This is a genomic window from Larkinella knui, from assembly GCF_003858645.1.
Lineage (GTDB): Bacteria > Bacteroidota > Bacteroidia > Cytophagales > Spirosomataceae > Larkinella > Larkinella knui.
This window is the reverse complement of record NZ_RQJP01000002.1, coordinates 151,998-178,217: the sequence shown is the minus strand read 5'-3', so window position 1 is coordinate 178,217 and position 26,220 is coordinate 151,998. Positions and strand designations below refer to the sequence as shown.

Sequence of the window (26,220 nt, the reverse complement as noted above, 5' to 3'; positions counted from 1 at the left end):
TTTTATCGCAGGTTTATTGATTAAACTCCTCCAGAACACTACTCAAATGGTGCAGGGGCTGCTCGAAATGGGTACGGTTTTCCCGATGGATTGCCCATCCGCAGGCGAGTAGCGCCAGTAGGTAGGTCGTAATGGCCCCGGTCCAGTGTTGGGCTACACCACCCGGAACATACACCCGAAAGAGTAACCACACACCCAGGGCGGTACTCAGCGGAATGAGCCCATACTCGTAGATGCGTTTGAACCGGTAAAACGACCGTAGGCTGATGTACTGCTGCTGGATACAGGCCTGTATGGAAAAGCCGCGGGTAGCCCTGCCCGGACTGGCCAGAGCCACCCGTCTGAACTGCCGCAACAGGACGAACGTGAACGGCAAATAGAGCAGCAACCCGGTCAGACAAGCCCACTTCACCTCCGGCCTGTCCCCGTAGCGGATGAGCAGATGACTGAGCATCGCGTAAACAATAATCTGGTAGATCATGGAAGCCCAGAAGTATTGAATGGCCCGGTTGACCTGCCGGGCACTTTTCGCCTTGGTGATGGCGAACAGACTCGCCTGGTCGTAATACATGGATTCCGATACGGGCGCTTTCCACTCATTCTTGAATTCATCCAGTGATAACATGGGTCAATTTTCTTTAGTATCTTTGGTCAAACGGGACTCTAATTCTTTTTTGATGCGGACCAGTCGTACGCTCACGTTGGTTTTCGACAGACCCGTAATCGTGGCGATCTCCTCATAGCTTAGTTCATCTAGATAAAGGAGCACAATTGCTTTATTGAGGGGCGAAAGCGTGGTAATGGCGTCGAAAAGCCTATTGAGATGATCCTGACGTTCATCGGGCGGAGGGTCGGGCACCTGCTCATGGCGGGCCGTTAGCGGCTCTATTTTTCGTTTTTTAGCCGTTCGCTGGTGGGCCAGCGCCGTGTTCAGACAAACGCGGTACATCCAGGTCGAAAACGCGGACTGTCCCGTAAAAGACGGGTAGGATCGCCACAACTGGTAGATCATCTCCTGAATCAGATCGGCTTTATCGTCCGCATCAGCCTGATAGGCCCGACTAATCCGGTGGGCGATGCCCATGTGCTGATTAAGCAGATCGAGAAATGTTTGCTGGATGGTCGTGTTCATAAGGCGGTTTTCGTTTGCCCTTGCTTAGTTAGTAGCCCGGTTGCCCAAAAAACTACACGAAAAGCAAACGTTCACCTTAAATCTTGCTGCCATCTGTTGAATCAGGCAGCGCAAGTCCATCCGGGATCGGGTTTATTTGAGGGCGTCTCGCACAAACCGTTGGTACGACTGCCCGATGGGCAAGTCCAGATCGTCTACCTCAACGTGCGTCGTGCTATAGGCCCGGATTCGATCCACGGCGATGATAAACGAGCGGTGGATTCGTAAAAATTCAGCATCCGGCAGCCGCTGTTCGAAATCCTGAAGGGTTTGATACGTAACAATGTCGCCATGAACGGTCTTAATCTTCACCGATTCCTTTATGCCTTCAAAAAAAATAATGTCCTTCAGAAAGACCTTGACCGTCTTTTTTGCCGATTTGACGTAAATAAACGGATTTGGTACACCGGGCGGAAGAGCTGCTGGCAGGTAGCTTCGGCTGGTTGAGGGTAAGGCCGTGGTTTCAAACTTGTCGATGGCCCGCAGAAAGCGATCGAAGGATATCGGTTTCAGCAAATAATCAATGGCATTCAGCTCATACCCGTCTACGGCATAGTCACGAAAAGCGGTCGTGAAAATAACAGATGGACTGTTTTTGAGGCTTTTAACCAATTCGAGTCCGGTCAATTGAGGCATCTCGATATCGAGAAACAGCAAGTCGACCGTTCCCGCTTTGAGGGCGGTAAAAACCTCAATGCCGTTCTTACACGTAGCCACCACCTGATAGTTTTCAAGCTTGGACAGATAGTTCTCCAATACGTCGGACGACAGCACCTCATCATCGGCAATGATGCAGTTAACCTTCTTCATAGAGTTGTATTTTCAGATTAACGCTGAACGTATTTTCTTCCTGTTTGATCTGTAGTTCATGGCGGCCGGGATAGGACAGGGCCAGCCGCTTGCTGACATTCATCAGGCCAATCCCCTGATGCGGCTGAGCGGTATTGACCTGCGCGATGCTGTTTTCTACGTTGAAAAATAAGTGATACCCCGTTACTTTAATCGTGATGGTGACCCAGGCTTTATGGAGTTCATGACTCAGGCTGTGCTTAAAGGCATTTTCCACAAAAGGAAGGAGTACTAACGGACTGATCAGCTTCCTTTCTACAGGCCCCGAACTTTGAAAGGAATACTCGATCCGGTCGGCAAAGCGCAATTCTTCAATCGCTATGTAGTTCTTTAACTGCGCTATCTCCCCCTCGAGCAGAACGAGCTCGGCGTTGGTGTCGTAAAGTATATACTGCATCAGTCCCGACAGACGCATGACCACGTCGGGCGCCCGGTCGGATTTTTTGAGGGTCAGCGAATACAAACTATTCAAGGTATTAAAGAAAAAGTGGGGGTGAAGCTGGGCCCGTAGGTACGATAACTCCACCTTGTGCCGCTCCGATTCGGCAATCCGGAGCTGTCGTTCCTTCCCATACGAGTTTCTCAGCACCTTGATGAGCATCGTGAGGGCCAGAATGGGGTAAAGCCGGAACGAATTTCGGGCAATGCGAATGGGAACGAAGAAATTTTTCGGCTCTACTAAGTACTGATGTGGTGCATGTTGCCGATCCCAGAGTAACCAGAACTGGTAGCCAATGAATCGGGTCACCAAGGCGTAAGCCACCACCACCACCACCAGGGCCAGCCCATAGGACACGTATTTTCGGGCATAGAGATACCGGGGCATCAGCCCGTACAGATTCAGGTACACAACGCCGATGGTGAGGGGAACATTAGCCCATACCTTGTGAATCTGCGAGAAGTCAAAATAGTCATGTTCCCCCCAACTGGTGTTCATTGTATCGTAGAGGACGTAAAATAGCCAGAACAGAAGGTGAACACTGATCCGTTTGAGTTTGCTATCCGACATAGGAAAACCGCTAATTTTCGGGTAGTCTGATCCCGTGCCAGCCCTGTATATCGCATTGGCCATAGTCATTATTCCCCACGGCAATCAGGGTGCCATCCAATCGAAGGCCGATGGTATGCGTGCAACCCGCGGCCACGGCCACGATGTCATGCCAGGTACTGACATTGCACTGACCATACTCATTCCAGCCTGTAGCCACGAGCGTACCGTCCGCTTGCAGACCGACGGTATGACTACTGCCTACCGCGATGGCTACAATACCACGCCAGCCGCTCACCTGGCATTGGCCGGCCTTGGTTTGCCCCACTGCCTGCACCGTACCATCTGATTTAAGCGCCACCGTATGAAGGTAACCTGCAGCGACGGACACAATGCCACGCCAGTCCCCAACCTCGCATTGGTGATACCTGTTATTTCCCACCGCGATTACCGTGCCGTCTGCTTGAAGACCGACGGTATGCCAGTCACCCGCCGTGACCGCTACCACATCATGCCAGCCGCTTACCGCGCATTGACCTTTCGTGTTTCGACCTGCAGCTACCACCGTACCATCCGATTTAAGCCCAATGGTTCGACGCCAACCCGCCGAAACCGCTACCATATCGTGCCAGTCACCGGTATCGCATTGGCCATCTTTGTTCCAGCCCACCGCCACTACCGTGCCGTCGGATTGAAGACCGACGGTATGAGCATTTCCTGTGTTTGTTGCCATATGTACATTACCAGCCGCAACGGCCGCCATTTCGAACCAGCCGCTTACCACACATTGACCCTGTTTGTTATCACCCACGGCTATCGTCGTCCCGTCCGCTTGAATACCAACGGTATGACGACGACCCGCTGCTATGGTATTCTTTGGCCACTGTTTCAGCTTCATACGTGCTTCCTGGGAAAAAATAGGTTTTTGCCGTACCGTTCGGCACGGGCGTCCCCCACTAAGTATCGCTGTTTACTTTGTTTAAGTTAAGCGTTTTGCAAATGTATGTATCCAGTTGATGCTACGAAATAAACCTGCTCCGGCGGCCGGTCCATTGGCCAATGGACCACCATTACTGGTTAAAAATAGCGCGGTCTTGTCGATTCTTCAGAAAGCATCCGTGGACAGACGGTTTTATACCGTGAATACCGGATTAGCCCTGACTAACGCATACCAGAGGCTTGACCGGAGCTTCGGGATGGGCCAACGCGCTCTTGGCCTGATCGATACCAAACCAGATGATACTATTTCTTTGCTTTGTCGGGTATTAAAGACAAAAGCAGCAGGTATCATGGACTATGTGAATGTTGATGGGCAGACCGCCCTGTTCTACCCGATTGGAAGGCGTTTTTTTGGCCTGGGGATTGCCGGCATTGGAATTATTCATTTCGTTGTCCCCGGTCTCCAACCCGTTATTGTGCCCCTGCCGCCCGAAGCGGTGTGGAGCGGTTTTGGTTATGCCGTTGGTGCCGTGTTAACCGGGGCCGGCGTGGCCATCCTGCTCAACTGGAAACCACAGACAAGTGCACGGCTTTTAGGGGTTCTGCTGCTTCTTTTTCTGGTATTCGGCCACTTGCCCAACCGGCTTGCCCATCACCCCGAAATTCTTGGCTACTGGACGGATGCAATCAAACTGGTAGCCCTGACAGGCGGTGCATTTGCGCTATCTGCTCCGAAACCAGACTTAGCCGGAACGTCGGCAAAATGGAGCCATTTCGCTTCCTATGGCAAGTATCTGTACGCGCTCATGTTGATACTTTTTGGAATCGATCATTTCATTTACGCTGATTTGGTAAAATCGATGGTTCCAACCTGGATACCGGCTCCTCTTTTTTGGACTTACCTAACCGGTCTGGCGTTGATCGGTTCCGGTTTATCAATTGTCATCAATTTTAACGTGTCGTTCATTTTGCGTTTGCTGGCCATCATGCTATTACTCTGGCTGGTTTTGTTGCACCTGCCGTCGACCATCAATGCCCCACTGGGTAATGGCAACCCGGCCATTAGTTCGCTCGAGTGCCTGGCCTTCAGTGGTATTGCATTGTTCCTATCCGATTCACATGAGCCACGGCATCCAACCGGTAGCCGTCTAAAATCACCGAAACCGGCCTGACAATATGGTAAAGCAAACCCCGCCATTCGCCCCGACGGTTGTCAGCGGGCGGGTGTCCTCGATTGATAGCGTCAGGGGAGTCGTGATGATCCTGATGGCCCTCGACCATGTCCGGGATTTACTGCATGTTTCCTCCTTGACGCAAAGCCCGACCGACTTAACAACCACCACACCCGTCCTGTTCTTTTCACGCTGGATAACCTACCTCTGTGCACCAACCTTTGTCTTTTTATCGGGGGTTTCGGTGTGGCTATCCGTCCGGCGAAGCGGAAAGGAAGACAGTCGGCGGTTTCTGGTCAAGCGGGGACTATGGCTCATCCTGCTGGAGTTCACTTTGGTCAATTTTGCCCTTTGGTTCGACGTTCAGTTTCGCCTGCTGATGCTACAGGTCATTGCCGCCATCGGAGCCGGTTTCATCCTCCTTGCGGTGTTGCTGCGGGTGTCTCCCGCAAAAATCGGTATCACGTCAGCCCTGATTTTGGCCACGCATAATCTACTTCCTTTAGTCCCGGCGTCTGATCGTCCGTTGCTGAACACGGTACGAAGTTTACTTTTTACACCCGGTGCACTGCAGGGTTCACCCGGTTTCACGTTTTTCATTTCGTATCCGCTGGTGCCCTGGATAGCCATTATGCTGCTGGGCTATTCGGTAGGAAACGTGTTTGAAAAAAGCCAGGCCGAACAAAACCGGTTGCTGCTAAAAACCGGCGGTGGGTTTCTGGTCTGCTTCGCGGTGCTGCGTCTTCTAAATGGCTATGGCGACCCGATTCCCTGGAAGGTTGAAAAAAGCACCTTGTTTACTCTGTTATCGTTCCTCAATGTCACCAAGTACCCACCGTCACTGGTTTTCGTTTTTTTGTTTCTGGGCATCATGGGTCTGCTCTTATGGTTTAGCGGCAAGTGGCCTCAGGCCGTTCAGCGGGTAGTATCGGTTTATGGGCGAGTTCCGCTTTTTTATTACCTGCTTCACCTCTACCTCATCCGGGTGTCCGTCTTTGTGATGGTATTTGCCCAGGGCTATCGCTGGCGCGATCTACAGTTTGGTCCGTTTCAGTTTGGCCGCCCGGCGGCAGGATCCGGACTCGACTTGTCCGGCGTGTTTCTGGTCTGGCTAGTACTGGTTGCCCTTCTCTATCCGCTTTGTTACTGGTATGACAGGTACAAAAAAGCCAACGCTGGCGTGTGGTGGCTACGGTATCTGTAGGCTGTCTAGGGCTCCGTTTATCGGGTCGTGCGAACCGTAAAAGCCAAATCACGGATTGCCTTCGCCTGGAAAGACTATATGGGCTGAGTTCACGATTCAAGCTTAGTGAACTCTAGGTAAGTATCTGATTTTAAACTAAATACCCAAAGTGTTTTTAAATTAAGTTAACCCAACAAACGCATGAACAACTCTCAGGAACTACCCCGTTATGGTTATTCACATTCCGTTACTCCTGTGCTGGATACCACGATGGCGTATCTGGATGAAGGAACCGGGAAACCCATTGTGTTTCTGCATGGCAATCCTACGTCTTCGTATCTCTGGCGCAACATTATTCCGCACGTAAAAGACCTCGGTCGCTGCCTGGCACCAGACCTTGTCGGCATGGGGAAGTCCGGCAAATCGCCCGCCAGCAGGTATCGTTTCGTCGACCAGGCCCGGTATCTTGATGAATGGTTTGATCAAATGAACCTGGATAAAGACGTTACCCTGGTGTTGCACGACTGGGGTTCTGCCCTGGGTTTCTATTGGGCCTCGCGCCATCCCGAACGGATCCGTGCCATTGCCTACATGGAAGCGATTGTGCTGCCCCGCCACTGGGATGATTTTCCGAATGGCCGGGATGCGCTCTTTCGGAAGCTCCGTTCCGGGGAGGGAGAAACGCTGGTCCTGCAAGAGAATTTCTTCGTCGAAACGGTCTTGCCCAAAAGTATTCTCCGATCATTGGAAGCCGACGAAATGGAAGCCTACCGCCAACCTTTCCGCGATCCACTGTCCCGACTGCCGACGCTGGTGTGGGCTCGTGAACTGCCCATTGATGGAGAACCGGCCGACGTCGCAACTATAGTGGATCACTACGCCCAATGGCTGGCTCACACAACCTTTCCGAAGCTGCTTTTTTCGGCTCAACCCGGCGCTATTCTGACGGGTCGATCACTGGATTTTTGCCGCAGCTTTTCCAATCAGACCGAGGTGGCGATTAAAGGCATTCACTATGTGCAGGAGGATTCTCCCCAGGAAATCGGGGTCGCACTGCGCTCATTTCTGCAGGCTTTGCCCGCGGCATCCTGGGAGAAACCGTCTCGGGTGAACCGTTCTTAATTTATGAGTGACGTCAAATTGGAACTGCAGACCATGACCATTAAAAACGGAACAAAGCGGTTTGCCGGAAAAACCGCATCTGCTTCAACGGGTACCGCACAAATACCGGGGATAGACCCTTTGGGCAGCTCTGCAACAGCGTCAGGTTTGATGTTGGGGTAGACCAGGATTCGCTTGCCTGCCAGTTCCGACCTTTGTGAGTATATAAACCATAAAAACGAATACGAGTATGAACCGGGACTGGGCTCGGCAGTTGGTTAAAGTGAGAACTTTTGAGCAAAAAATACAGGACTGATCGGCGGATGAAAGGAGCAGGGTTAAGGCTCCTGCATTGATTATTGCCGGCGATGCGGAAATTGGTTTGCCAGAACACACTTTGCGGCTTTTATTTGAAAATTGATCCGCCACAATTACTCCGGCGATAGTAGAATATCATGAGGAGACTAGGCTGCAATTGTACGATTTCTCAAACTGTAATTTTCACTTTTACTGAAATTATGACTAAAACAGCTTGTCATTTTTTAAGGATTATCTTAAGATTTTCCTTGTGAAACAGGGGACATGAAAAAGTAAATGAAACGTACCTTTGCAAACAGAAATAGTGATAGAGAGGGAATTGACTTTACTAAAAATGATACTTCTATTAGGATTACATACCTGCAGGTATAGATCGTTTTTCCAGTGTTCAAATTCCATCTGAAAAGCCTGTAGCCCCGCCCAGGTTGTAGGACGGGCAAAACCCAAAAATAAGCCTTTTATGAGCAGCCTTCCACTGCCGGTAATTGATATCAGAAAGCAGACCGACGCGGTCACGACAACCTATGCGAATTTTTTGTTAGCTTCCGTTAACGATCATGTGGTCAAAGTGAGCGTGATGACTGAAAGCTATTATTGGCATTACCATCCCAATTCGGATGAGACATTTCTGGTGATGGAAGGCGGATTACTCCTTGACCTGGAAAGCGAAACCATCGAGTTGCTGCCTGGTCAGCTCGTTACCATCCCCCGAAACGTAGTGCACCGAACCCGGCCTAAAGGCGAGCGTTCCGTGAATCTAACCGTTGAGCATAGTCAGATCGAAACCATTAAAATTGAGCCCGTTGAATAAGTACGGCTTCCGACCCTGGTAAGTTGTGAGGCAGGTTGGTGATGGGGAAGGTGCCGTATCAAAACGACTATGCATGGGATTGTCGTTATCGAACTGGTGGGGGTGGCACAGGGTGCGTTTCTACTCCTGGCCGGGTGGCGCACCGGGCGCCTGAGCGGGTGGCCGGGGCGGCTGCTGACGGCCTTGCTGGTCGTAGACTGTCTGCTGATGGGCTGGCTGGCCCTGCACGATTCGCACCGGCTGGCCGACATACCGGACCTGATTGGGCTGGGGGCGGGCCTGCCGTTTTTGTTTGGGCCACTGCTGTATGGCTACGTGAAAGCATCGGTCGGTCCCGCGTTTCACTGGCGCCGGATGTACTGGCTGCATCTGATACCGTTCGCGCTGTTGATGCTGGGGCATATTCCGTTTCATCTGCAGCCATTTGGTCAGAAACAGACGTTTGTTGTTACCCATTATAGCCAGCCGCATCTGGATTGGTGGGGGCAAGTACCGCTCCTGCATTTCCTGCTCTATCTGATTCCCACGTTCCGGCTTATCCGTCAGCACGATACACAGTTAAAAGCTTACTATTCCGCCATCGAAGCCCGGCAGTTGGTCTGGCTGCGGCAACTGACCATCGGTTTCATTATAGGCTACGGCTTATTTGCGGCCATCCTGTACGGGCGGGGGCTACACCCGGCGGGCTACGCGCTGGCGTTCTGCCTGACCGCGCTGACGTACCTCATTAGCTACCGGCAACTTTACCAGCCTGCCCGGTTTGCCACCGAACCCGGGAACGCACCCGTGGCGGATGCCGGGCCTGAACGGGTGGATACCGCTTCGAACTTACCGGTGCGGCCCAAATACGAAAAATCGTCTCTAACCGCCGGGCAGGGCCGACTGTACGCCGATCAGTTGCAGAACCTGATGCAACATCGGCTATGGTACCTCGACGGTACGTTGACGCTCAGACAGGTGGCCGACGAACTGGCTCTTTCACCCCATACACTCTCGCAGGTCCTGAATCAGACGCTCGGCGTGAGCTTTTACGACTACATCAATGACTACCGGGTAGAAGCCGTCAAACGGGCGCTGGCCGATCATCGGAACGATCACCTGACGATCCTGGCCCTGGCCCTCGACGCGGGCTTTGAATCGAAAGCCGCCTTCAACAAAGCCTTCAAAAAACACACCGGCCTGACACCGTCCGACTACCGCAAGCAACTGCGGACTCAATAAGTGTAGCTTAATCACCACCCCACGATGACCGATGTTTCGAGGTACAGTGGTATCTGTCCGTGTGCGAAACTGAGCAGAATGCCCTGTCGCTGAACACTGACCAGCGTACCGGCCGAAAACTGTCCGCTCCATCCTCGACCCATTGCCCACGCGCCCGTGTAACCCAGCCGGAAACGTTGGGCCGTGGTTCGGTACCATCCGTCGCGGGGTTGGTTGGTGGCTGTTCCGGTGCTGAGGTAGCGATCCATAAACGTACTGCCAACCCGGTCGCTGTGCTGGATACGGGTGAGGAGTGTGGTTTGAAAACCCAGGTCTATCCCGGTCGTCCATCGGTTGCCCCGGCGCAGGGGTAGCAGGCGTATTTCCAGCCCCAGCCCGTCTAACGCACCGGCGTCGTTGCGGTTGCGGGCGTAGTAGGGGAGCAGCGCCAGCCGTCCACCCCAACTCCGTTTGGTCGTCTGCGCGGTGGGATGCCAGTCCAACGCGACCAGGCCATTTAGTCGGACACTTCCCTGACCCACCAGATAAGGCGGCAGCAAAAAACCTGCGCCCAGCCGAATCTGGAACGGACCCGACTGGCGACTCACGCGGCAACTGTAACCCGCCGACGTGGTTAGCTCAGGTTCCAGCCCGCCCCCAACGCCAGCCTGATGCTGGTTTGTGGTAAGCCGAAGGCCGAAAACGCCCTGGGCCATTGTCGGGCAGGCTGATAGGGGCAGGACCAGCAAGGCCAACCCGAAAAAAGAGGGATGAAGAAAGCGGTTTCGGTTCATCAGTAAGCCAATAAATGCGTACGCAAACGTTGTAACAAGGTTTCTTTGTACAGCATGAATAAACTGATATGACCCGCACCCGAAATCGACTCTAAGCGGGCACCGGGCAGGTTGGGCAGAACGTACTGGCGCTGAAAATCAGTCCGGTTGGCCCCACACGTACCCGCCACGATCAGTAAGGGACCGGTGAATTGGCGGAAGGCAGTCAGCCACGATTCATCCGACATACCGCCCGCCGGGGTCTTCGTTAGTACATAATACTGGTAAGCTCCAAACCGCCACATGGGTTCGTCGGTGACGCGTTCGCCCGTGCAGGTGTAGCTGCGGTATGCACCGGGGAGCAGGCTAATGGCCTTGTAGTCAGCAGCCGCGTGGTCGGTGGAGGTCAGGAGTTGGTTTTGCCAGAAAAAATCCTGTCCGTCGGGCCAGTTGATGGTTCCTCCGGCTTCCTGTTTCTTCCCTTCTTTCGTCACCCCGCCCGGCTCGATGAGCACTAACTGACTAACGCGCTCCGGGTGGCGGGCCGTGTAGCGCAGAAACAGGTTTGCCCCCCACGAATGCCCGATGAGCGTAACGGGCCTGCCGGGAACCAGCGCATCCCGAACCGCGTCGATTTCGTCTAGAAACGAGTCGATGGTCAGTTCCGAACGGGTAACGCGCTCGGATAATCCCGCCCCGCGCGGATCCCACATCACGACGTAGTACCGGTCGCTAAGTGCTTGCAGGGGCATCATTAGCCTGAAATCTGCCCCTGGCCCGCCGGGTACTACAAAGGCAACGGGATGGTCCGATTGGCCGAACGTTTGCAGATGCAGCACGCGCCGGTGCCCGGCAATGGTTACTGGAAGTTGGGGCAGGGCCGGGTCCTGCTCGGCCGTGGGCGGTACCCACATACCGGTTTGCTCGATCGTCGGCAATTGGCAGGTGAACAAACCCGCACTTAGGCAAACTAGGCCTAACCTACGTACTAAACCGCGCCAATAGGCGATAAACGTGTTAAGTTTCATGGCGCAAAGGTGCCTTAAGCTCGCACGCCTGTCGTCCATCCCGATGGGATAATACCAATTCTCAGTCCGGTGGTCTGAAACCGCTGGTCTGCGGCTTGGAAAGAATGTAACATTTGGGTGTACTGGCGAGTTAATCACCTATGGCTGATCGAAACAAACAAATCCTCCAGTCGCTGGGGAGTGGCCTCATTGGGGCCTGTGTGCTGACCGTTCTCCACGAAACGGCCCGCCAATTTAGTGACGAAGCGCCCAGGGCCGACATTCTGGGTATGCGCGCCATCCGGAAAGTGATGAAAAAAGCGGATGCCGAGCCACCCGCTGACGATGAGCTGCATACCTGGGCTTTAGGGGGCGATATTGTTTCTAATGCCCTCTATTACAGCCTGGTTGGCCTGGCCAAACCCAAACATGCTCTGGTGGCGGGTACGGCCCTGGGATTGGCTGCGGGGGCTGGAGCCGTAACGCTACCCGGCCCGCTGGGGCTCGGAACCGCGCCCAGCAGCCGCAGCACCGCAACGGCCGCCATGACCATCGGCTGGTATCTGATCGGCGGGCTGGCAACGGCGGGGGCTTATGCTTTCCTGAAACGTCGGTGAAGGCGGTTTATGTCAGGTCAGCGTTCAGAAATCTGAATGTTACCTAACTCCACGGCTCAAAGGCCGGCCGTCATGGTAAACCCCATTTTCAGGTTTATAGGGCTTGTTATGGGGGGCTTTCTGGAAACAGACTAGTAAGGATATGGCACCGAAATCGTGTCGGTTTCTATTTCATTGCTTCCATTCAAAGCACGATCCCGTATCTGAATTCGGTATTTGGTAGGATACTTTTTAAAGGATGGCCCATGATAATAGATTTGTTTCAAGTCAATTGTGCCTTCAATGGGTCCTTTTTGCCCCTCCCGGCTTAAACGGGGAAAAAGTAAGAAATTGTTTTCACCGGTGCTTTGCTCTTTGTATTGGTTGTTCTCCAGTCGAAATGCGCGAATCTTGTAATTTCCCCAGCCGCCCGCTTGCATATAACCCGCTGAATCATGGGCATTGAGTGGAAGTGTGTTGCCCAAGTCCTCATCCCCATCCTTAAACGTAATTGAAATCAGTACGGAGTCTCTTGGCTGCTGACCAACGCCTGTACCTCCTTTTAAGGTGGACCGATTAAAACCCTGGAACTCAATTTGAGGGCTGTTTGGAAAGCTGGGCTCGTGTATACAACCGATCACGGTCAGGCTCAGTAACGCTGCCAGGAGGGAGCCGAAAACGACCATTCGAACGATATAAGACTGTTTCATAAACGTAGAAGAATATAGTCGGAAATCATGAAGAGCGCCGTTTCAACTCCATCCAGCTTGGTATGTCTACGCATACTAACCAGCCAGTCCATAAGTCATTTTTGGGGCTTTTCTACTCTTTGTTACCGGTTTGAAACATCTTGCCAATTCACTCCGTAAAGTGTTAAGGGACGACGGTAGTTGATTGAACACCCGTGCCAAATTTGCTCTGGCTATCATAAGCCAGTCCCAACCCAACGCTGGAGAGTTTATTTTCGTCGGCAATAGCGGCATTCGGAAACAGCCGTTTAAATTCGGCCTGGATCAGCGGCACTTCGGTGGAGCCGCCGGTGAGAATAACCAGGTCGATGGCCTGGTGGCTGACCCCGGCATCCCGCAGACAGGCAGTGGCCGAAGTGACGATTTTTTCAACCTCACCGGATATAGCCTCTTCAAATAACGTCCGTTTGATGGGTATAAAAAATGCTTCTTCCACAAAATCGAACGGGGTATTGTAGTGATCCTGAGCCGTAAGAGCGATTTTTGCCCCTTCAGTGGCGGCCAGAACTGCGTGTCCGGTTTCGTTCTCAAGCACGCTTACCAGCCGCTTATACCGCTTTTTGTCGTGCGATTGATGGAGCAACTGCCGGGTTTGCATGATGAGTTTGGGCGTATACAGAAAATTCACTTTGCTCCATTCTGCGAGGTCATGAAACGGTTTTAAGGGAACTTCGAGCAGCTTGTCGCCGTACGTACTCCGATAACCCAGTTCGGGCATAATAGCCGCCAGGCTCAGGTCCTTGTCGAAATCGTTACCACCAACCCGAACCCCGGTATTGGCTAAAATGTCCTGGGACCGATCCGACTTATGGACGGATTGATTCGACAACCGGATCACGGTAAAATCGGACGTTCCCCCACCCAGATCGGCGACGATCGCCAGTTTTTCGCCGGTCAGCCGGGCTTCGTGCGCAAAAGCCGCAGCGATGGGTTCAAACTGAAATTCGATGTGCTTGAAGCCAATCCGCCGGGCAATTTCTTTCAGTTCGGCCTGTGCCTGTGCGTCGGATTCCGGCGAATGATCGACGAAGTGAACCGGGCGGCCCATCACCACATTTTCAATTTCCTGACCGGCAACGGCATCCGCTTTCGACTTGATCGTTTTTAAAAAAGAGGCAATGATACTGGAAAAATTCATTACCGTGCCGTTCACCACGGTGCCCTGCTTCATGAGCGAAGTGCCCAGAACCCGCTTCAGGCTGCGCATAAAACGGCCCTGCTGCCGGTCGAAGAATAAGTTAACCGCGATTCGGCCGTAAAAAGCTTTGTTGTCGCTGCGCTGAAAAAAAATGGCGCTGGGAATGGTGACATGGGTTTGCTCAACCGGAACCAGGCTGATTTGACGGTCATGGGCAAGGGCTATGCTGGAATTGGAGGTGCCAAAGTCGATTCCGCAGGAGAGTGTTGACATACCGGTTTTGCTCAGATACTACAGGCAAAGCCGGTTTTCGATCAGGTAATGAACCTGACCAAAGCAGGACTACACGGCTTTGATTGGATAAAGGGGCGCAAATTTAAGTTTATTTCTTTATTTTTCGTCCACTTTTCAACAACCTGTTTGAAAAGAAAAAGCTTTTCAACGGACTCCAAAGAACCTGCTCTCAAAATAGGGAGTCCGTCAGACAAGATAACGCACTGTGTACAGTTGTCTTTTAAAAACCGCACCTTCGCAATGGTAACCACTGAGTCATTCCGGAAATTAGCGTTGTCGCTTCCCGAAACCGTCGAGCTTCCTCATGTTGAAAAGGCCTCCTTTCGGGTTAAAAAGAAGATTTTTGCCACCTTGACCGAAAAGCAAAAACGGGCGTGTCTGAAGTTTTCGGAAATCGACCAGTCGGTTTTTACGGCTTTTGATAAAACGGTTATTTATCCGGTTCCCAACAAATGGGGAAAACAGGGCTGGACGTTTGTGGAATTGGAAAAAGTGGAAGAAGAAACGCTTCGGGATGCTTTAACCACGGCACACCGGCATGTTTTCAAACCCGGAACCAAGTAGCCTAAACGATTCATCCGACCCCGTCTTTTTCAAACCCGGGACCTTGCTGGATGTGGAAAACCGGGTACGCCGGCATTGACTTACCTTTCGCTCAATCAGGTAGTTATACGCCGGTAAAGCCGTACTTGCCCGCTGGAATTCGTGATCGTTGCCGTATACTTTAGCAGAGCACTATTGCACTACCTTATTATCTGCACTTTATGGAAACGATTGAAACATCCGTGCGGTCGGCTTTTCTCCGCACCGCACCGGGAAACGCCTTCTCCCTAAGTGACACCCCAGCCTTTCAGATGCCCGATTTTGCCCGGGATTCGGTGGATGAAATCACCCGACGATTCGGGCTTTCTACCTCAGAAGGGACCAAATTACAGAAGCTGGCCCGGCAGGTTGCCGGAACGGAAGAATTGCAAAAAGCGCTGCGTCAAACCGGCACGGTAAATCGCTCGACGGCCGAACTGATGGACCGTCATTTCAGCTTCCGCGCCATGCCCCGGTTTTTAATTGCCGATGTGAAAGCGGAAAGCACCTACCTGCTCAGCCATCTTCCCTTTGCGCTCGAAGTCAGTTTTCGCAACGACTTCGAAAGCCCGGCTGATCTGGTCACCGTCGATGTGGAGTGGGCGGGTGAACCGTTCACGATCCAGCAGGAACTGACCGCGAAAGACCGGGCGAATAAACGGGTTTCCGTTGCTTTTGACCAAACGCGCACGTTACCGGTCGGGCTGGTGCGGTTTACAATCGACCTCTACCGGCGCGACGGCAGCCAGACGTCTTTCATAAAGTCGTTTTACGTGTTGCCCTCCAATCCGCTGTCGCTTCAGGTGGCTCCGGCGGGCGCGACCGTAACGGGCACGTGGAGCGCACGGGGCGCTTTTCAATCGGCCAGCAACACTTTTTTGACCGAATGTCTGGTGACCATTGCCAACGGAGACGCTGCGTCGGTCACCATGAAGCGGAGAATCAACTGGAGTTTTTGGGACGGTGGTGTTGGCAGTGGCTCGCTGGTCGAGTCGGGCGGTTTTGACTTGTCCAGCAATCCGGTGGTTCCGGCTTTTTCCACCTGGCAGGGCTCGTTCTGGTTTAGCTCGCCGGTTGGCAGCGGTATTTACAACAAGTACCACAGCAAGGAAGATCTGGCGCTGGAAATCCGGATGGAAGCAACCGACGGCCGGGTCATTACGGGCCAGATCACCTGCCGGGTGATGCTGGCCTACGGCGTCAACATCATTAAAGTGGGTGATTTTGGCTCGCAGGAGCACATCGATCTGTATACGGCGGTCGACATCATGCGCCAGATTTATGAGCAGCGCGACATTACGTTGCGCGGTGTTCAGCGCTACATCATCAACAATTCGCTGGCGGGCGGGTATACGACTCTCGATAGTGAAAGCGAATTCAGGAACCTGCTGAGCGACTGGTCGGTGCCCAATGATTTTGTGGATGTGTATGTCTGTCAGAGTTTTAACTGGAACACGTACAACGGATACGCGGGTGACATTCCGGGCCCAACGTCGAAAACCGGCAACGAGGATGGCGTAGCGGTTGAGAAAACCGGGTTTACGGATGCCCTCGGCGTCCGGCGACTCAATACCGATGTACTGAGTAAACTGATTGGCCACGAAGTCGGCCATTACCTGGGTTTATCACACCTGGAGGATACAAATAATCTGATGCGCTCCAATACCGGGGTTCGGGGGGCCAGCCTGAACTACGATCAGTACCGGACGATGATGCCCCACGGCTTTATGGTATTTGTTTAACCTGTCACTTTAGTCAACATGGAAACTACAAGACCCCTAACCCGGCCTTCGCGCCTGGTAGAACTGGATAAATTCGAAGCCATCAAAATCCGGATGGATCTCAACCAAAAACTCATGTCGGGCTCCTGCGCTTTCAGCAAACCGCTGGACCTGACGTTCAGTGAACCCGAAATTCAGGTGCTGAAAGTCATGGCCACCGAGCGGTTTTCGGTCAATACGCTCCTGAGAAAACAGGCCATTTACGCGCTGGGGAAACACAAGAGCGTTGAAACGATCGACGAACTAATGCGGCTGGCCCAAACGGACCACGAAGAAAACGTGATTCGGTGTGAGGCCCTCCAGGCGATTCATACGATTTCGCCGGAAGTGGGGCGGGTGGTGATGGAGAAAATGCTGACCGCTGGCGTTCCCGACCTGTCGTTGTTTATCGTCCGTTACCTGAGCCAGTCCGGAGAACCGGAAGGCAAGCAGATGGTCGACCGGTTTTTAGCACTGAAAAAGAATCTGCGCATTCGCCGGGCCTTGGAGCAGGTTTCGAAGCCAGCGGGTAAACACCGTGCTCCTAAACCCGACCGGAATCTGAACGGGCAGTTGCATTAGAACGAAGTGCTGGTTTTTCCGAATAGCTCCGCCGGAGCTATTCGGAAAAACCAGTCTGTGGCGGCAAACAGGCCCCCGGTTTTCCCCAGGGGGCGTCTGCTTATCATTTTTTACCTTCAAACCGGATTTCAACCGAACCATCTTCCGAGGTTCCGGAAGCTTCAAAAACCAGCTTCCCGGCTTTGATTTCGGCAATTTGGGAGCCGCCGTCGCTGAATAGGCCGTAATTGGCTCCGTTGGCTTTGACTTCGTATTCGCCCAGATCCAGTTGCTGATCGTCCTCGCCGGTTGCTTTAAGCAACAGAACCAGCGAAACGGTCCCGTCCGAGGTTTTTTCCATTTCGGCCGTAGCCGACACCGTTACACCTTGCTGGGTTACCGGTAACGTTTTGTAGGTGACCACACTCTTGCCATTTACTTCGTACGCAAACGAACTCAGTTTGTAGGTTCCCGCAACGGCGGTGGCCGGGTCTTTCGGCGTTACTTCTCCTTTTTCAGAATCTTTTTTACAGGAAGCAAACGTAACCAGTGCCAATAAGAGAATCAGTACATTTTTCATCAGTGTCGTTGTTTATTGTTCGTTGCAAACTTAACACGGCGCGCACCCGGTAATCAATTCCGGGTGTCATGAACTGGTATATTTGATTCCTGAAACGGGCGCAAACCGACTTGATTGGGGTTTCGACTCCGGTTTTGGCCTTGTGCGAAAATGCGGCATTTTAAACAAACCCGCGCGCAGGCGGTTATTTTCAAAAGCAATTCTTCAACGTATGAAAACGAAACAATGGATCTGCGGGCTTTCTCTGGCCCTGCTGGCAGCCTCTACTCAAGTGGCCTGTCAATCGAAAACGGAACAAAAAGCCGATAAAGTCGGTGACGAGTACAAAGACGTCATTGAAGCTCAGAAAGAAGGTGACAGCAGTGATGTTCAGGAGGAACAGACTGAACTGGATTCGGCCCGTCAGGATTATAGAGAATTGAAACAGGATTCAACAAAAAAATAGGAGACTAAAAAAAGCTAAAAAAGCCGCCAGAGTGCTCCAGTGAGCGTTTTGGCGGCTTTTTTGGTACATTCCGGTGGTTATTTATGGCCGGATGCTGACTTGGCAAACCGGGCGGTTTAAGCAATGGCCAGGCCTTCTTTTTAAAGTCGGCTGCTGGTTGGATCTGGTAGAGGACGGTTGAAATTACCGGCGTCTGGGCTGGTCGAACGACAGGTTCTCCGAAAAGAATGGCAACACTTTTTTCTCGATGCGTTCGCCAATCCGGTTGATGTGGTCGCCCTCGTATTCTTCGTAGGTATGCTTGATCTGGTAATCATTCAGAACGCTGTCCAGCACTTTATTGCTGGCCGCAATCCCCACGTCTTTCGATCCGGCATCGAACGCAATGGCGTGTAGCTTCTTCAAATTGGAAATGTACTGATCGATCACGGCGAGCGGAGCATTAGCCGCCATTTTTACCAGAATACCCGGCTGCGGTTGCCCGTCTTTTACCGGAAGATCGAGGTAAAAAGGCGGTTTGGTGGGGTTGGGAGCCCAGGCTGCGGCCGTTGAAAAAGCCGCCTTGGTGCCGAAATCGGCTTTCTCCAGTTCCTCCATGCTTTTGATGACTTCCATCCGGGCTGCCGCGGCTTCGTTCCGGTTGGCAGCTAGGTTGGCGCTCATGCAGCAGGGGCTCAGCAGGTAGATACTTGAAAAAATCTCCGGGTATTTCTGACCGATGCGAATGGTGCCGTAGCCCCCCATCGAATGGCCCGTCAATCCCCGGCTGGCGGCATTCGCAAGGGTCCGGTAATGGCTGTCGATGTAGCCCACCAATTCCTGCGCCACATACGCTTCCCAGTTGCCGGTGGTGACGGAGTTGGAATAAAAACTGCCGAAAAATTTGGTGTAGGCATTGGGCGTCACAATGATCATCTCGCGCACGGCGGGGTCGGCAAAGGCCTTGTCGACCACTTCCGGCAGGTTGATCCAATGCCTGGTAAAACCGTACCACTGATCCGCATTGTCGGTAAAACCGTGCAGCAGATACAACACCGGATACCGGCGGTTTTTGTCGGTTTTGTAACTGGGCGGTAGATAAACCGAGACGTCGCGGTCGGGCGAATCGCCGGATAAATTGCCTTCCAGACCTTTCCCGTGCACTTTTATGCGTTCAACGGTTCCCTTTTTGGTGGAAGCGGTTTGGCTGACAGCGGAGGACGGAAGGAAGACGGCGAACAGGATCGCCAGTGCGGAAACACCAATAGTTTTCATGAACGGTTCAGGAATGCTTTCGTCCGGCAACTTACTGATAAGTTGAACAAAGACCAAAGCATTCCCAACGTCGTGATTCAGAATGCGGTTACCACGTATACTGGTTATTGGCTTCCGCAGCATCGTCGGTCCAGGTCGTAAAAACCGAGCGGGTGGCCGACGTCTCGCTGTCTTTTCCGAGCGCCCGCTGTTCACCAATACCGCCCGGGCCGGGTAGCAGCGTATTGATGACCGACAGCACTTCGGCCGTCAAACCCGGTGCAAACCCGTGTACGGCTGCAGCCACTTTGGCGGGCAGCGAAATGATCAGTTCGGCCCGGCCGTAGCGGCAGGCTTCCAGAATTTGCCGGGCGCTTTCAACGGCACTTTTCGACAGAATAGGTAACGAATCACCAATCTTGAACCAGGCGTATTCTTTCTCGTTCTGGCCTTTGAAAAAGGCATTTCTCGGACTGCCCGTTCGCATCAGACCGGGGCAAACCGTTGTTACGTAAATACCGGCTTTGAGCAGTTCGGTCCGTAGCCCTTCAGAATACCCGACCAGCGCAAACTTGCTGGTGGAATAGGGGAGCAGGTGCGGGAATGACACTTTGCCACCAAACGAGGCAATGTTGACAATACGGCCCGCTTTCCGCTCCCGCATCTGGGGCAAAACCGCCTGAATGGAATGGAAAGCCGCCCAGAAATTGATTTCCATCACTTCCCGAAAATCCGCTTCCGTCGCATGTTCGATGGGCGTTACCAGAATCGTTCCGGCATTGTTGACCAGCACATCGACCGGCCCGATTTCCTGTTGCACGGCTTGAATAAAAGCCGTCACCTGCTCTTTATCCGTCATGTCGCAGGCATACGTGAAAACCCGTCCACCGTTGAGTTCAAGGTCTGCTTTGGCGCGTTCCAACTCGTCTTCGTCGCGGGCACAAATGGCCAGATTGGCCCCTTCCTGCGCAAATTCCCGGGCCAAAACCAGTCCCAGACCGCGCGAACCGCCCGTAATGACAACGGTTTTTCCCTGAAAGTCGATTTCGCGCCATTGATTGAACAACGTCCGGACCGTCAGTGCGACGCCAAGCCCCGCCAGTCCCCACAACCAGGTTCTGTTATTGTTGGATACACTCATGTTATTTCGTTTTCGTCTTCGATGATTAGTACTCAACCGGTAGGACTGCGGAATGTTGCTAATTCGACGGATTTCCTTCCGATGGGTGCTCTCGGTTGTATCGCGGAGTTGAGCGGAGAAAAAGGAGATAAGCGGAGAATTATTTAAAAACTCTGCTAAACTCCTTTTTTCTCCGCTTACCTCTGCGATACAACCCGTGAATAGCGAATCAGAACCCAAATGGTCGAAAGAAAATCAACTTTCAGAACTGAGCTCATCACCCTGTCGATCTTTTTACCCGCTTGAAGGATGAATTGTTTCGGTTGAAACGGAATCCATGGCCGAAAACCGTCCGGGTGATCTGACTTTTGCAACACCGAAAGGTGGATAATCATCTTTCCCGACACAACAACAAAAACTACTGAACACATGAAACGCATTACATGCCTATTAATTTGGGTAGGGCTCTATTGTCTGTTTATGGCTGCCTGCAAACCCGACGGAACTGATCTAACCCCTCCGGTGCCTTCCAATCCGGACCCTGCTCCGCCGACGCCGGTCGAGCAAGGCGCTGTTCAGCCGGTGGGAACTCCGCAGGGAACTGCGGTTGTGAAAACCATCGGTCCGGCGGGCGGGTCGATTACCGCCGAAGACGACCGTTTTACCGTGACCATTCCGGCCGGCGCCCTGACCAAAGACGTCGACATATCGGTTCAGCCCATCACCAATACCAACGAGGCAGGGGTGGGCGACGGCTATCGGATGCTGCCGGATGGCCAGCAGTTTGCCAAACCGGTGACGATGACGGTGAAGTATACCGCCGAAGAAGGGAGACGGACCTTTCCGAAAGCCTTTGGCATCGCGTACCAAAATGCCAAAGGAGTCTGGATGGCGGTCGGTGGTACGCAGGTTGACACCACCAACCATACGGTTTCGATTGAGGTCAACCACTTCACGGATTTTACGTTTTTCAAATACGTCTACCTCGAACCCGAATTAACCGCCATCGATCCGGGACAATCCGTCGACATCGAATTGTTCGACTTGGGTTCTATCAACTGGTTACTGGAAGATTTTCCCAAAGGTCAGGAAAGACCGTTACCGAAACCGCACGCCGTTGACTACATCGATGGCTGGGAAGTCCAGGGCGAAGGCAAGGTAGTTGGCGCCGGGAAGAAAGTGACCTACCAGTCGCCCGGCCAACTCCCGGCTACGAATCCGGTACGGGTGGTTGCCCGGTTGAAGTCGCCGGGGAAAGAGGTTGCTCAACTGATTTCGACGATCTACGTACTCAATGAAGGCATTTCGCTACAGGCCGGTGGGGGAGACTGGGTTCATTTTCCGAAAGCCGGGGCTCACCTGCGGGGAAGTATCAAAGGACTTGACGGAGAAAATGGGCAACGCACGGTGAATATTAAATGGGAGGCTGGCCCCAAGCCAGTCGATGCATTGGGGATTTATCCCTGGGCGAAGACTTATCCGGGTATAATCTATCGTCCCGATCCGATCACCGAATATACCCACCTGTATCTGGTCGACAAGAAAGTTTACATCAGCGAGGGATCAATTAAAGCCACCGATATGAAGTACGGCGTCATCTTTGGTACTTTTGATGTAAAATCATCGGGTGCTTTTGTGCTGTCAATACCGCCGGTGGTTTCCACCTCATCCCTGCGCGGAGTTTTCCGGGTGAAATGCATGGATTGTGTGAGATAAGGTATCAAAACCGCAGCCGATGAATTCGATCCTCTATTAACAACCCTACCTATGCATAAAACCGCGTGACTGATTGAGCCGTTGGTAAACCCGTATGGTGACTTAAGTAGCACTTATCGACTAAAAAATAGAATTCATCGGTAGAAACAGGCGGTTTGTCGATGGACGGCCGGTGTTGAAAGAAAAAAACAAAACCGCATTAAACGTTGGGTCGGGTTGCCCCTCTAAGAGGCATATTACAACAAATAAAACACGACCAACCATGAAAACGACCATCCTTACTTTCGTCACCTTAGCCTTATTGAGCACTGGAACGGTAATGGCCCAACGCGGCTACGACAACGATCGCTATCCGGCTCCTAACTCCCGCTACGATAACGACCGCTACGGCAACAACCAACGCTACGACGATATTCAGGAAGATATTAAAATTGACCGGCTGGACGCCATCGTCGGTTTATCGCGCCACCAGGAACGGCAACTGAAGCGCATCGAAGACCGGTATGACTACCGTGAAATGGAAGCCGCCAGACGCCGGGATCCGCAAGCTTACCAATATACGCTGCGTCGGAAAAATCAGGAAATGATGTCGGTATTGACGCCGTTCCAACGCGAACGTTTATTTGCTTACCAACAACAATACCGCCGGAACGATCGGGGAGGTTATTACGGTCGCCGGTACTGATGAACACGTGAGGTTATAAAAAACAAAAAAGCGGAGCCATCCGCTTTTTTGTTTTTGGGCCGCTGAAAAAGAAACGGCGTTAAACCGCCATGCTTTGCGCTCGATTCGCTGACTTTTTGGTAGATTTCGATCCGATACGCTAAAATCAAATCCGAAATTCAGATGAAAAAAGTCGCCATCGCCTTCCTGTTGCTAACCAGCACAATTTCATTGACTTTCGCGCAGCAACCCGCTCCCTCATCAGCACCCGCAGCTCCGCCGATGCGGTTGACAACAACGGCTTTTGCGGATGGCGGGATTATCCCTGTCAAGTTTTCCCAGGCGGCTCCGGGAGCAGTTCCGGGCGGAGGAACATCGCCGGAGTTAAGCTGGACGAACGTGCCCACCGGCACGCAGAGTTTTGTTCTTCACATGCACGATGTGGACGTAGCCCGTAACAAAACGCCGGATGATAACCTGCACTGGCTGGTCTGGAACCTACCGGGTACGGCCACCAGTTTGCCGGAAGGCGTTCCGGCCGGTGCCCAATTGGCAGATGGCAGTTACCAGGTGAACATGCTCACACCGATGTATCGCGGTCCGGGTGCTGCGGCTTCGGGACCGTTGCACCACTATGTATTTGAAATTTATGCCCTGGACATCAAACTCGATGTAAAACCGGGTGCCGACGGGCAGGGTTCCGCAACGCGTTTGAGTATTTTAAAAGCGATGGAAGGGCATGTTCTGGGAAAGGCTGCGTACGTCGGTTTGTTCAAGCGGCCGCAGTAACGTCTACAGTTCGTCCAGAATATCGGCGGCCAGCACGTTGACGGTTTCCCACGAAAAGGGAAGCCATTGACCGCTGTTGTCATCGAAAACTTCGCTGGCGGCTTCATCCGGAAACAGTTTATAGTCGAATTTAGGGTAGTTGCTGACGATGTAGCCGGGGTAATAATATAATTTCTGCTGGAGCCGCGCGTGGTTGATTTTCTGCAGCATCAGGTATTTTCCCAGACTATGCCGGCGGTAATCCGGGTGGTAAAAATTCATGATTCCGGCAATACTCTGCTCACCATTGTCGAAAATACCGACGGCAATCAACCGGGATTCGTCCCGCACTTCAACGGCGTAGGTGTCGAACACGGCGTACCTTTCCCCGTTGAACAGCCAGAATCCGACGGATTCGGGAGCTTCAAAGTCTACGGAGTTTCTATAGATCGCATAAAGCGCTTCGATTTCCTGCGTCAGAACAAACGGCTTTACGTCAACGGAAAACGTTGTATTGCGCCGAAGCAGACTGCGCTGTTTGCTGCCGTAGTTGACGGTTGGCAGCGTAAACCGCAGCCAGTGTACGGGAAAAACCGTATCGTCGAACACCAAATACCGGCAGGTAAACAAATTCTGATGCATCCGAAAATAACCGAGGCTCAGGTACAAATCCAACTGGCTTCCTTTCATCATCAGGGGTAATTGTGCTGCACGTAATGCCGGTTGAAATTAACTACGAAAGTGCAAAAAAACCAGCTAAACAGGTTCATTTCCGGATGCAGGGGGCTAAAGCTTCTCGATTTTCTTCTGAATCGTTTTTTTGTCCGTTTCCGTTCGAGCCAATGCGTAAGCCGTCTGGTAGTTCGTTCTTGCTTTGTCGGTATCCAGATCCGTGTAAAGCTCACCGAGCAACGTATAGTAATACGGGTTGTCGGTTAATTGCAGCTTTTCGGCTTCCCGGATGGCCACCGGTTTTCCGTTGGTTTTCGAGAGGGCAAACGTCCGGTTGAGAGCCGCAATGGGAGAATACGCGATCTGGAGCAACTGATTATAGAGCTGCAAAATGCGTTCCCACTTTTCGTTCGTATCCGCTTTAATGGTGTGATAATAGGCAATGCCGGCTTCCAGATGGTAGGTTGAGAGCGTATTTCCCTGGGATGCCCGGTGAAGAAAATACCCGCCTTTGGCAATCAATGCCTGATTCCACCGTGTTTCGTCCTGATCCTGATACAACACGGTTTCCCCTTTTTCATCCTTTCGGGCCGGAAATCGGGAAGAATGAAAACACATTAGAGCCAGCAACGCATTGACGGCCGGCCGGTTGGTTGGTGGATTTTCGATCAGCAAATACGTCAGCCGCATGGCTTCCAGACAGAGGTCCTCCCGCAAAATCCGGTCCTGACTTTCAGAATAATAGCCTTCGTTGTAGAGCAGATACAACGCCATTAGAACGGTTTCCAGCCGGCTGTTGATCTCCCGTTCGTTCGGGAATTCAATCGCAACTTTTTCGAGCCGCAGCTTTTCTTTGGCGCGAAAAAGCCGCTTGTTGATGGTTTCTTTGTTGGTTAAAAACGCATTGGCGATTTCGTCGATCCCGAAACCGCAGAGAATACGGAGTACTAAACCAATCTGGGCTTCTACGGAAATGGACGGATGGCAAACCGCAAAGACCATTTGCAACTGACTGTCCGTGATGTTTTTGTCGGAAAAATCAATCTCCACTTCCCCAAAATCCGGCGGAGAATCGGTCAGTTTCGGGGCAATTTTATCGGTAAAAAGCTGGTTTCGGGTGAAGTAATTTCGCGCTCTGTTTTTAGCCACCGAATAAAGCCAGGCTGTCGGATTGTCGGGTATTCCCTTGTAGGACCAGGTTTCGAGGGCGGCCAGGAAGGTTTCACTGGCAATGTCCTCAGCCGCTTCCAGGTGTTCAACGCCGAGTTGTTTGCCAAGAACCGCCGTTATTTTTCGGAATTCTGTACGGAAAAGATGCGGTAGAAGTTCCGGATGCTCCATCGTGAAAAATGGCCTCTGTTTGCGGGCAGAGGCCATCATTAAGGTTAAACGCCGTCGGCTCGGGCAATTTTTCGGACTTCCACACTGTTGCCTTCGCCCTGCAAAACCGGGCAACCCTTCGCAAATTCGACCGCTTCGTCAAGGGAGTCGGCCTTCACAATGGTATAACCGCCGATGGTTTCCTTGATCTCACCGAAAGGGCCGTTGGTCACCACATTGTTGGGTCTGACAACCCGGGCGTCCTGAAACGGCAACCCGTTGCCTCCGCTGTATTTGTTTTGGGCGGCAATACCGCCAATCCAATCCATCGTTTGCTTCATCCAGGTTTGCATCTGTTCCGGTGAGACCCGGCCGCTGGCGTCTTCGTGTCTGAAAATTAAAATGAATTCGTCCATTTGATTTGAGTTTTAAAGGTAGATTACAACTCAATGACAATTCAGATCTGGCAAACAGGACAGGGCCGGGCTATTATTTTTCTTGCCGCTGGCA

At 52.4% G+C, this 26,220-nt stretch carries 28 protein-coding genes; 13 read left to right on the top strand and 15 right to left on the bottom strand.

The genetic code is table 11. The features are described from left to right. Positions 1–13 precede the first annotated feature (13 nt). The 5 genes from EHT87_RS09700 to EHT87_RS09680 form a co-directional block, all read right to left on the bottom strand. Positions 14–625, bottom strand: coding sequence for a hypothetical protein (locus EHT87_RS09700; protein WP_124906395.1), 612 nt, complete (start codon positions 623–625; stop codon positions 14–16). 3 nt (positions 626–628) lie between these two features. Next, positions 629–1,132, bottom strand: coding sequence for an RNA polymerase sigma factor (locus EHT87_RS09695; protein WP_124906393.1), 504 nt, complete (start codon positions 1,130–1,132; stop codon positions 629–631). A gap of 132 nt (positions 1,133–1,264) precedes the next feature. Further along, positions 1,265–1,981 carry a LytR/AlgR family response regulator transcription factor gene (locus EHT87_RS09690; RefSeq protein ID WP_124906391.1) on the bottom strand — a complete coding sequence of 239 codons (717 nt, stop codon included), beginning with the start codon at positions 1,979–1,981 and terminating at the stop codon, positions 1,265–1,267. Beyond that, positions 1,968–3,029 (bottom strand): sensor histidine kinase, encoded by a 1,062-nt coding sequence (locus EHT87_RS09685; RefSeq protein WP_221622004.1) that lies wholly within the window; start codon positions 3,027–3,029, stop codon positions 1,968–1,970. Before EHT87_RS09685 ends, EHT87_RS09690 begins: the two co-directional genes overlap by 14 nt. A gap of 10 nt (positions 3,030–3,039) precedes the next feature. Next, positions 3,040–3,741, bottom strand: a complete 702-nt coding sequence (locus EHT87_RS09680; protein ID WP_221622003.1) for an RCC1 domain-containing protein — start codon at positions 3,739–3,741, stop codon at positions 3,040–3,042. A gap of 280 nt (positions 3,742–4,021) precedes the next feature. Between EHT87_RS09680 and EHT87_RS09675 the strand changes: the two genes are divergently transcribed. From EHT87_RS09675 to EHT87_RS09655, 5 genes are all read left to right on the top strand, one after another. Next, complete coding sequence (locus tag EHT87_RS09675) at positions 4,022–5,119, top strand: DoxX family protein (protein ID WP_221622002.1); 1,098 nt, start codon at positions 4,022–4,024, stop codon at positions 5,117–5,119. Between the two features lie 4 nt (positions 5,120–5,123). Continuing rightward, the gene (locus EHT87_RS09670) at positions 5,124–6,323 is read left to right on the top strand and encodes an acetyltransferase domain-containing protein (RefSeq protein WP_124906383.1); all 1,200 of its coding nucleotides are present in this window, start codon (positions 5,124–5,126) and stop codon (positions 6,321–6,323) included. Between the two features lie 180 nt (positions 6,324–6,503). Then, the gene (locus tag EHT87_RS09665) at positions 6,504–7,424 is read left to right on the top strand and encodes a haloalkane dehalogenase (protein WP_124906381.1); all 921 of its coding nucleotides are present in this window, start codon (positions 6,504–6,506) and stop codon (positions 7,422–7,424) included. Between the two features lie 757 nt (positions 7,425–8,181). Next, on the top strand, positions 8,182–8,532 hold the full coding sequence (locus tag EHT87_RS09660; RefSeq protein WP_124906379.1) for a cupin domain-containing protein: 351 nt from the start codon (positions 8,182–8,184) through the stop codon (positions 8,530–8,532). 69 nt (positions 8,533–8,601) lie between these two features. After that, entirely contained in the window at positions 8,602–9,753 is a 1,152-nt protein-coding gene (locus EHT87_RS09655; RefSeq protein WP_124906377.1) for an AraC family transcriptional regulator, read from the top strand. An 11-nt stretch (positions 9,754–9,764) separates the two neighbouring features. Here EHT87_RS09655 and EHT87_RS09650 read toward each other — a convergent pair whose 3' ends face one another. Together EHT87_RS09650 and EHT87_RS09645 are read right to left on the bottom strand one after the other, a co-directional pair. Further along, positions 9,765–10,526: a hypothetical protein gene (locus EHT87_RS09650; RefSeq protein ID WP_124906375.1), complete on the bottom strand. Its 762-nt coding sequence runs from the start codon at positions 10,524–10,526 to the stop codon at positions 9,765–9,767. Continuing rightward, entirely contained in the window at positions 10,526–11,419 is an 894-nt protein-coding gene (locus EHT87_RS09645; protein ID WP_221622001.1) for an alpha/beta fold hydrolase, read from the bottom strand. Before EHT87_RS09645 ends, EHT87_RS09650 begins: the two co-directional genes overlap by 1 nt. Positions 11,420–11,673: 254 nt before the next feature. On the opposite strand from EHT87_RS09645, the gene EHT87_RS09640 reads away from it, so the two are divergent. Further along, positions 11,674–12,129, top strand: coding sequence for a hypothetical protein (locus EHT87_RS09640; RefSeq protein WP_124906371.1), 456 nt, complete (start codon positions 11,674–11,676; stop codon positions 12,127–12,129). A 131-nt stretch (positions 12,130–12,260) separates the two neighbouring features. Here EHT87_RS09640 and EHT87_RS09635 read toward each other — a convergent pair whose 3' ends face one another. Next, positions 12,261–12,818, bottom strand: a complete 558-nt coding sequence (locus EHT87_RS09635) for a hypothetical protein (RefSeq protein ID WP_229320964.1) — start codon at positions 12,816–12,818, stop codon at positions 12,261–12,263. 163 nt (positions 12,819–12,981) lie between these two features. Beyond that, complete coding sequence (locus tag EHT87_RS09630; RefSeq protein WP_124906369.1) at positions 12,982–14,268, bottom strand: Hsp70 family protein; 1,287 nt, start codon at positions 14,266–14,268, stop codon at positions 12,982–12,984. A gap of 261 nt (positions 14,269–14,529) precedes the next feature. Here EHT87_RS09630 and EHT87_RS09625 point away from each other — a divergent pair, with 261 nt between their 5' ends. From EHT87_RS09625 to EHT87_RS09615, 3 genes are all read left to right on the top strand, one after another. Continuing rightward, positions 14,530–14,853 carry an MmcQ/YjbR family DNA-binding protein gene (locus tag EHT87_RS09625; protein WP_124906367.1) on the top strand — a complete coding sequence of 108 codons (324 nt, stop codon included), beginning with the start codon at positions 14,530–14,532 and terminating at the stop codon, positions 14,851–14,853. 200 nt (positions 14,854–15,053) lie between these two features. After that, positions 15,054–16,613: a zinc metalloprotease gene (locus tag EHT87_RS09620; protein ID WP_124906365.1), complete on the top strand. Its 1,560-nt coding sequence runs from the start codon at positions 15,054–15,056 to the stop codon at positions 16,611–16,613. A gap of 18 nt (positions 16,614–16,631) precedes the next feature. Further along, a complete protein-coding gene (locus tag EHT87_RS09615) occupies positions 16,632–17,213 on the top strand; it encodes a HEAT repeat domain-containing protein (protein ID WP_124906363.1) in 582 nt (193 codons plus the stop codon). 103 nt (positions 17,214–17,316) lie between these two features. Here the strand turns inward: EHT87_RS09615 and EHT87_RS09610 are convergent, their stop codons facing one another. Then, the gene (locus EHT87_RS09610; protein ID WP_124906361.1) at positions 17,317–17,772 is read right to left on the bottom strand and encodes a hypothetical protein; all 456 of its coding nucleotides are present in this window, start codon (positions 17,770–17,772) and stop codon (positions 17,317–17,319) included. A 211-nt stretch (positions 17,773–17,983) separates the two neighbouring features. Between EHT87_RS09610 and EHT87_RS09605 the strand changes: the two genes are divergently transcribed. After that, positions 17,984–18,217, top strand: a complete 234-nt coding sequence (locus tag EHT87_RS09605) for a hypothetical protein (protein ID WP_124906359.1) — start codon at positions 17,984–17,986, stop codon at positions 18,215–18,217. Between the two features lie 183 nt (positions 18,218–18,400). Here EHT87_RS09605 and EHT87_RS09600 read toward each other — a convergent pair whose 3' ends face one another. Continuing rightward, a complete protein-coding gene (locus tag EHT87_RS09600) occupies positions 18,401–19,471 on the bottom strand; it encodes an alpha/beta hydrolase (protein ID WP_124906357.1) in 1,071 nt (356 codons plus the stop codon). A gap of 88 nt (positions 19,472–19,559) precedes the next feature. After that, entirely contained in the window at positions 19,560–20,591 is a 1,032-nt protein-coding gene (locus tag EHT87_RS09595; protein ID WP_124906355.1) for an SDR family NAD(P)-dependent oxidoreductase, read from the bottom strand. Between the two features lie 408 nt (positions 20,592–20,999). Between EHT87_RS09595 and EHT87_RS09590 the strand changes: the two genes are divergently transcribed. From EHT87_RS09590 to EHT87_RS09580, 3 genes are all read left to right on the top strand, one after another. Further along, the gene (locus EHT87_RS09590) at positions 21,000–22,286 is read left to right on the top strand and encodes a hypothetical protein (protein ID WP_124906353.1); all 1,287 of its coding nucleotides are present in this window, start codon (positions 21,000–21,002) and stop codon (positions 22,284–22,286) included. A gap of 262 nt (positions 22,287–22,548) precedes the next feature. After that, positions 22,549–22,971, top strand: a complete 423-nt coding sequence (locus EHT87_RS09585) for a hypothetical protein (protein ID WP_124906351.1) — start codon at positions 22,549–22,551, stop codon at positions 22,969–22,971. A gap of 162 nt (positions 22,972–23,133) precedes the next feature. After that, the gene (locus EHT87_RS09580; protein ID WP_124906349.1) at positions 23,134–23,739 is read left to right on the top strand and encodes a YbhB/YbcL family Raf kinase inhibitor-like protein; all 606 of its coding nucleotides are present in this window, start codon (positions 23,134–23,136) and stop codon (positions 23,737–23,739) included. 3 nt (positions 23,740–23,742) lie between these two features. On the opposite strand, the gene EHT87_RS09575 is transcribed toward EHT87_RS09580, so the two are convergent. From EHT87_RS09575 to EHT87_RS09565, 3 genes are all read right to left on the bottom strand, one after another. Then, on the bottom strand, positions 23,743–24,408 hold the full coding sequence (locus EHT87_RS09575) for an arginine-tRNA-protein transferase (protein ID WP_124907212.1): 666 nt from the start codon (positions 24,406–24,408) through the stop codon (positions 23,743–23,745). Positions 24,409–24,504: 96 nt separating this feature from the next. Continuing rightward, a complete protein-coding gene (locus EHT87_RS09570) occupies positions 24,505–25,731 on the bottom strand; it encodes an RNA polymerase sigma factor (protein ID WP_124906347.1) in 1,227 nt (408 codons plus the stop codon). A 44-nt stretch (positions 25,732–25,775) separates the two neighbouring features. Then, positions 25,776–26,126 (bottom strand): YciI family protein, encoded by a 351-nt coding sequence (locus tag EHT87_RS09565; RefSeq protein ID WP_124906345.1) that lies wholly within the window; start codon positions 26,124–26,126, stop codon positions 25,776–25,778. Positions 26,127–26,220 lie beyond the last annotated feature (94 nt).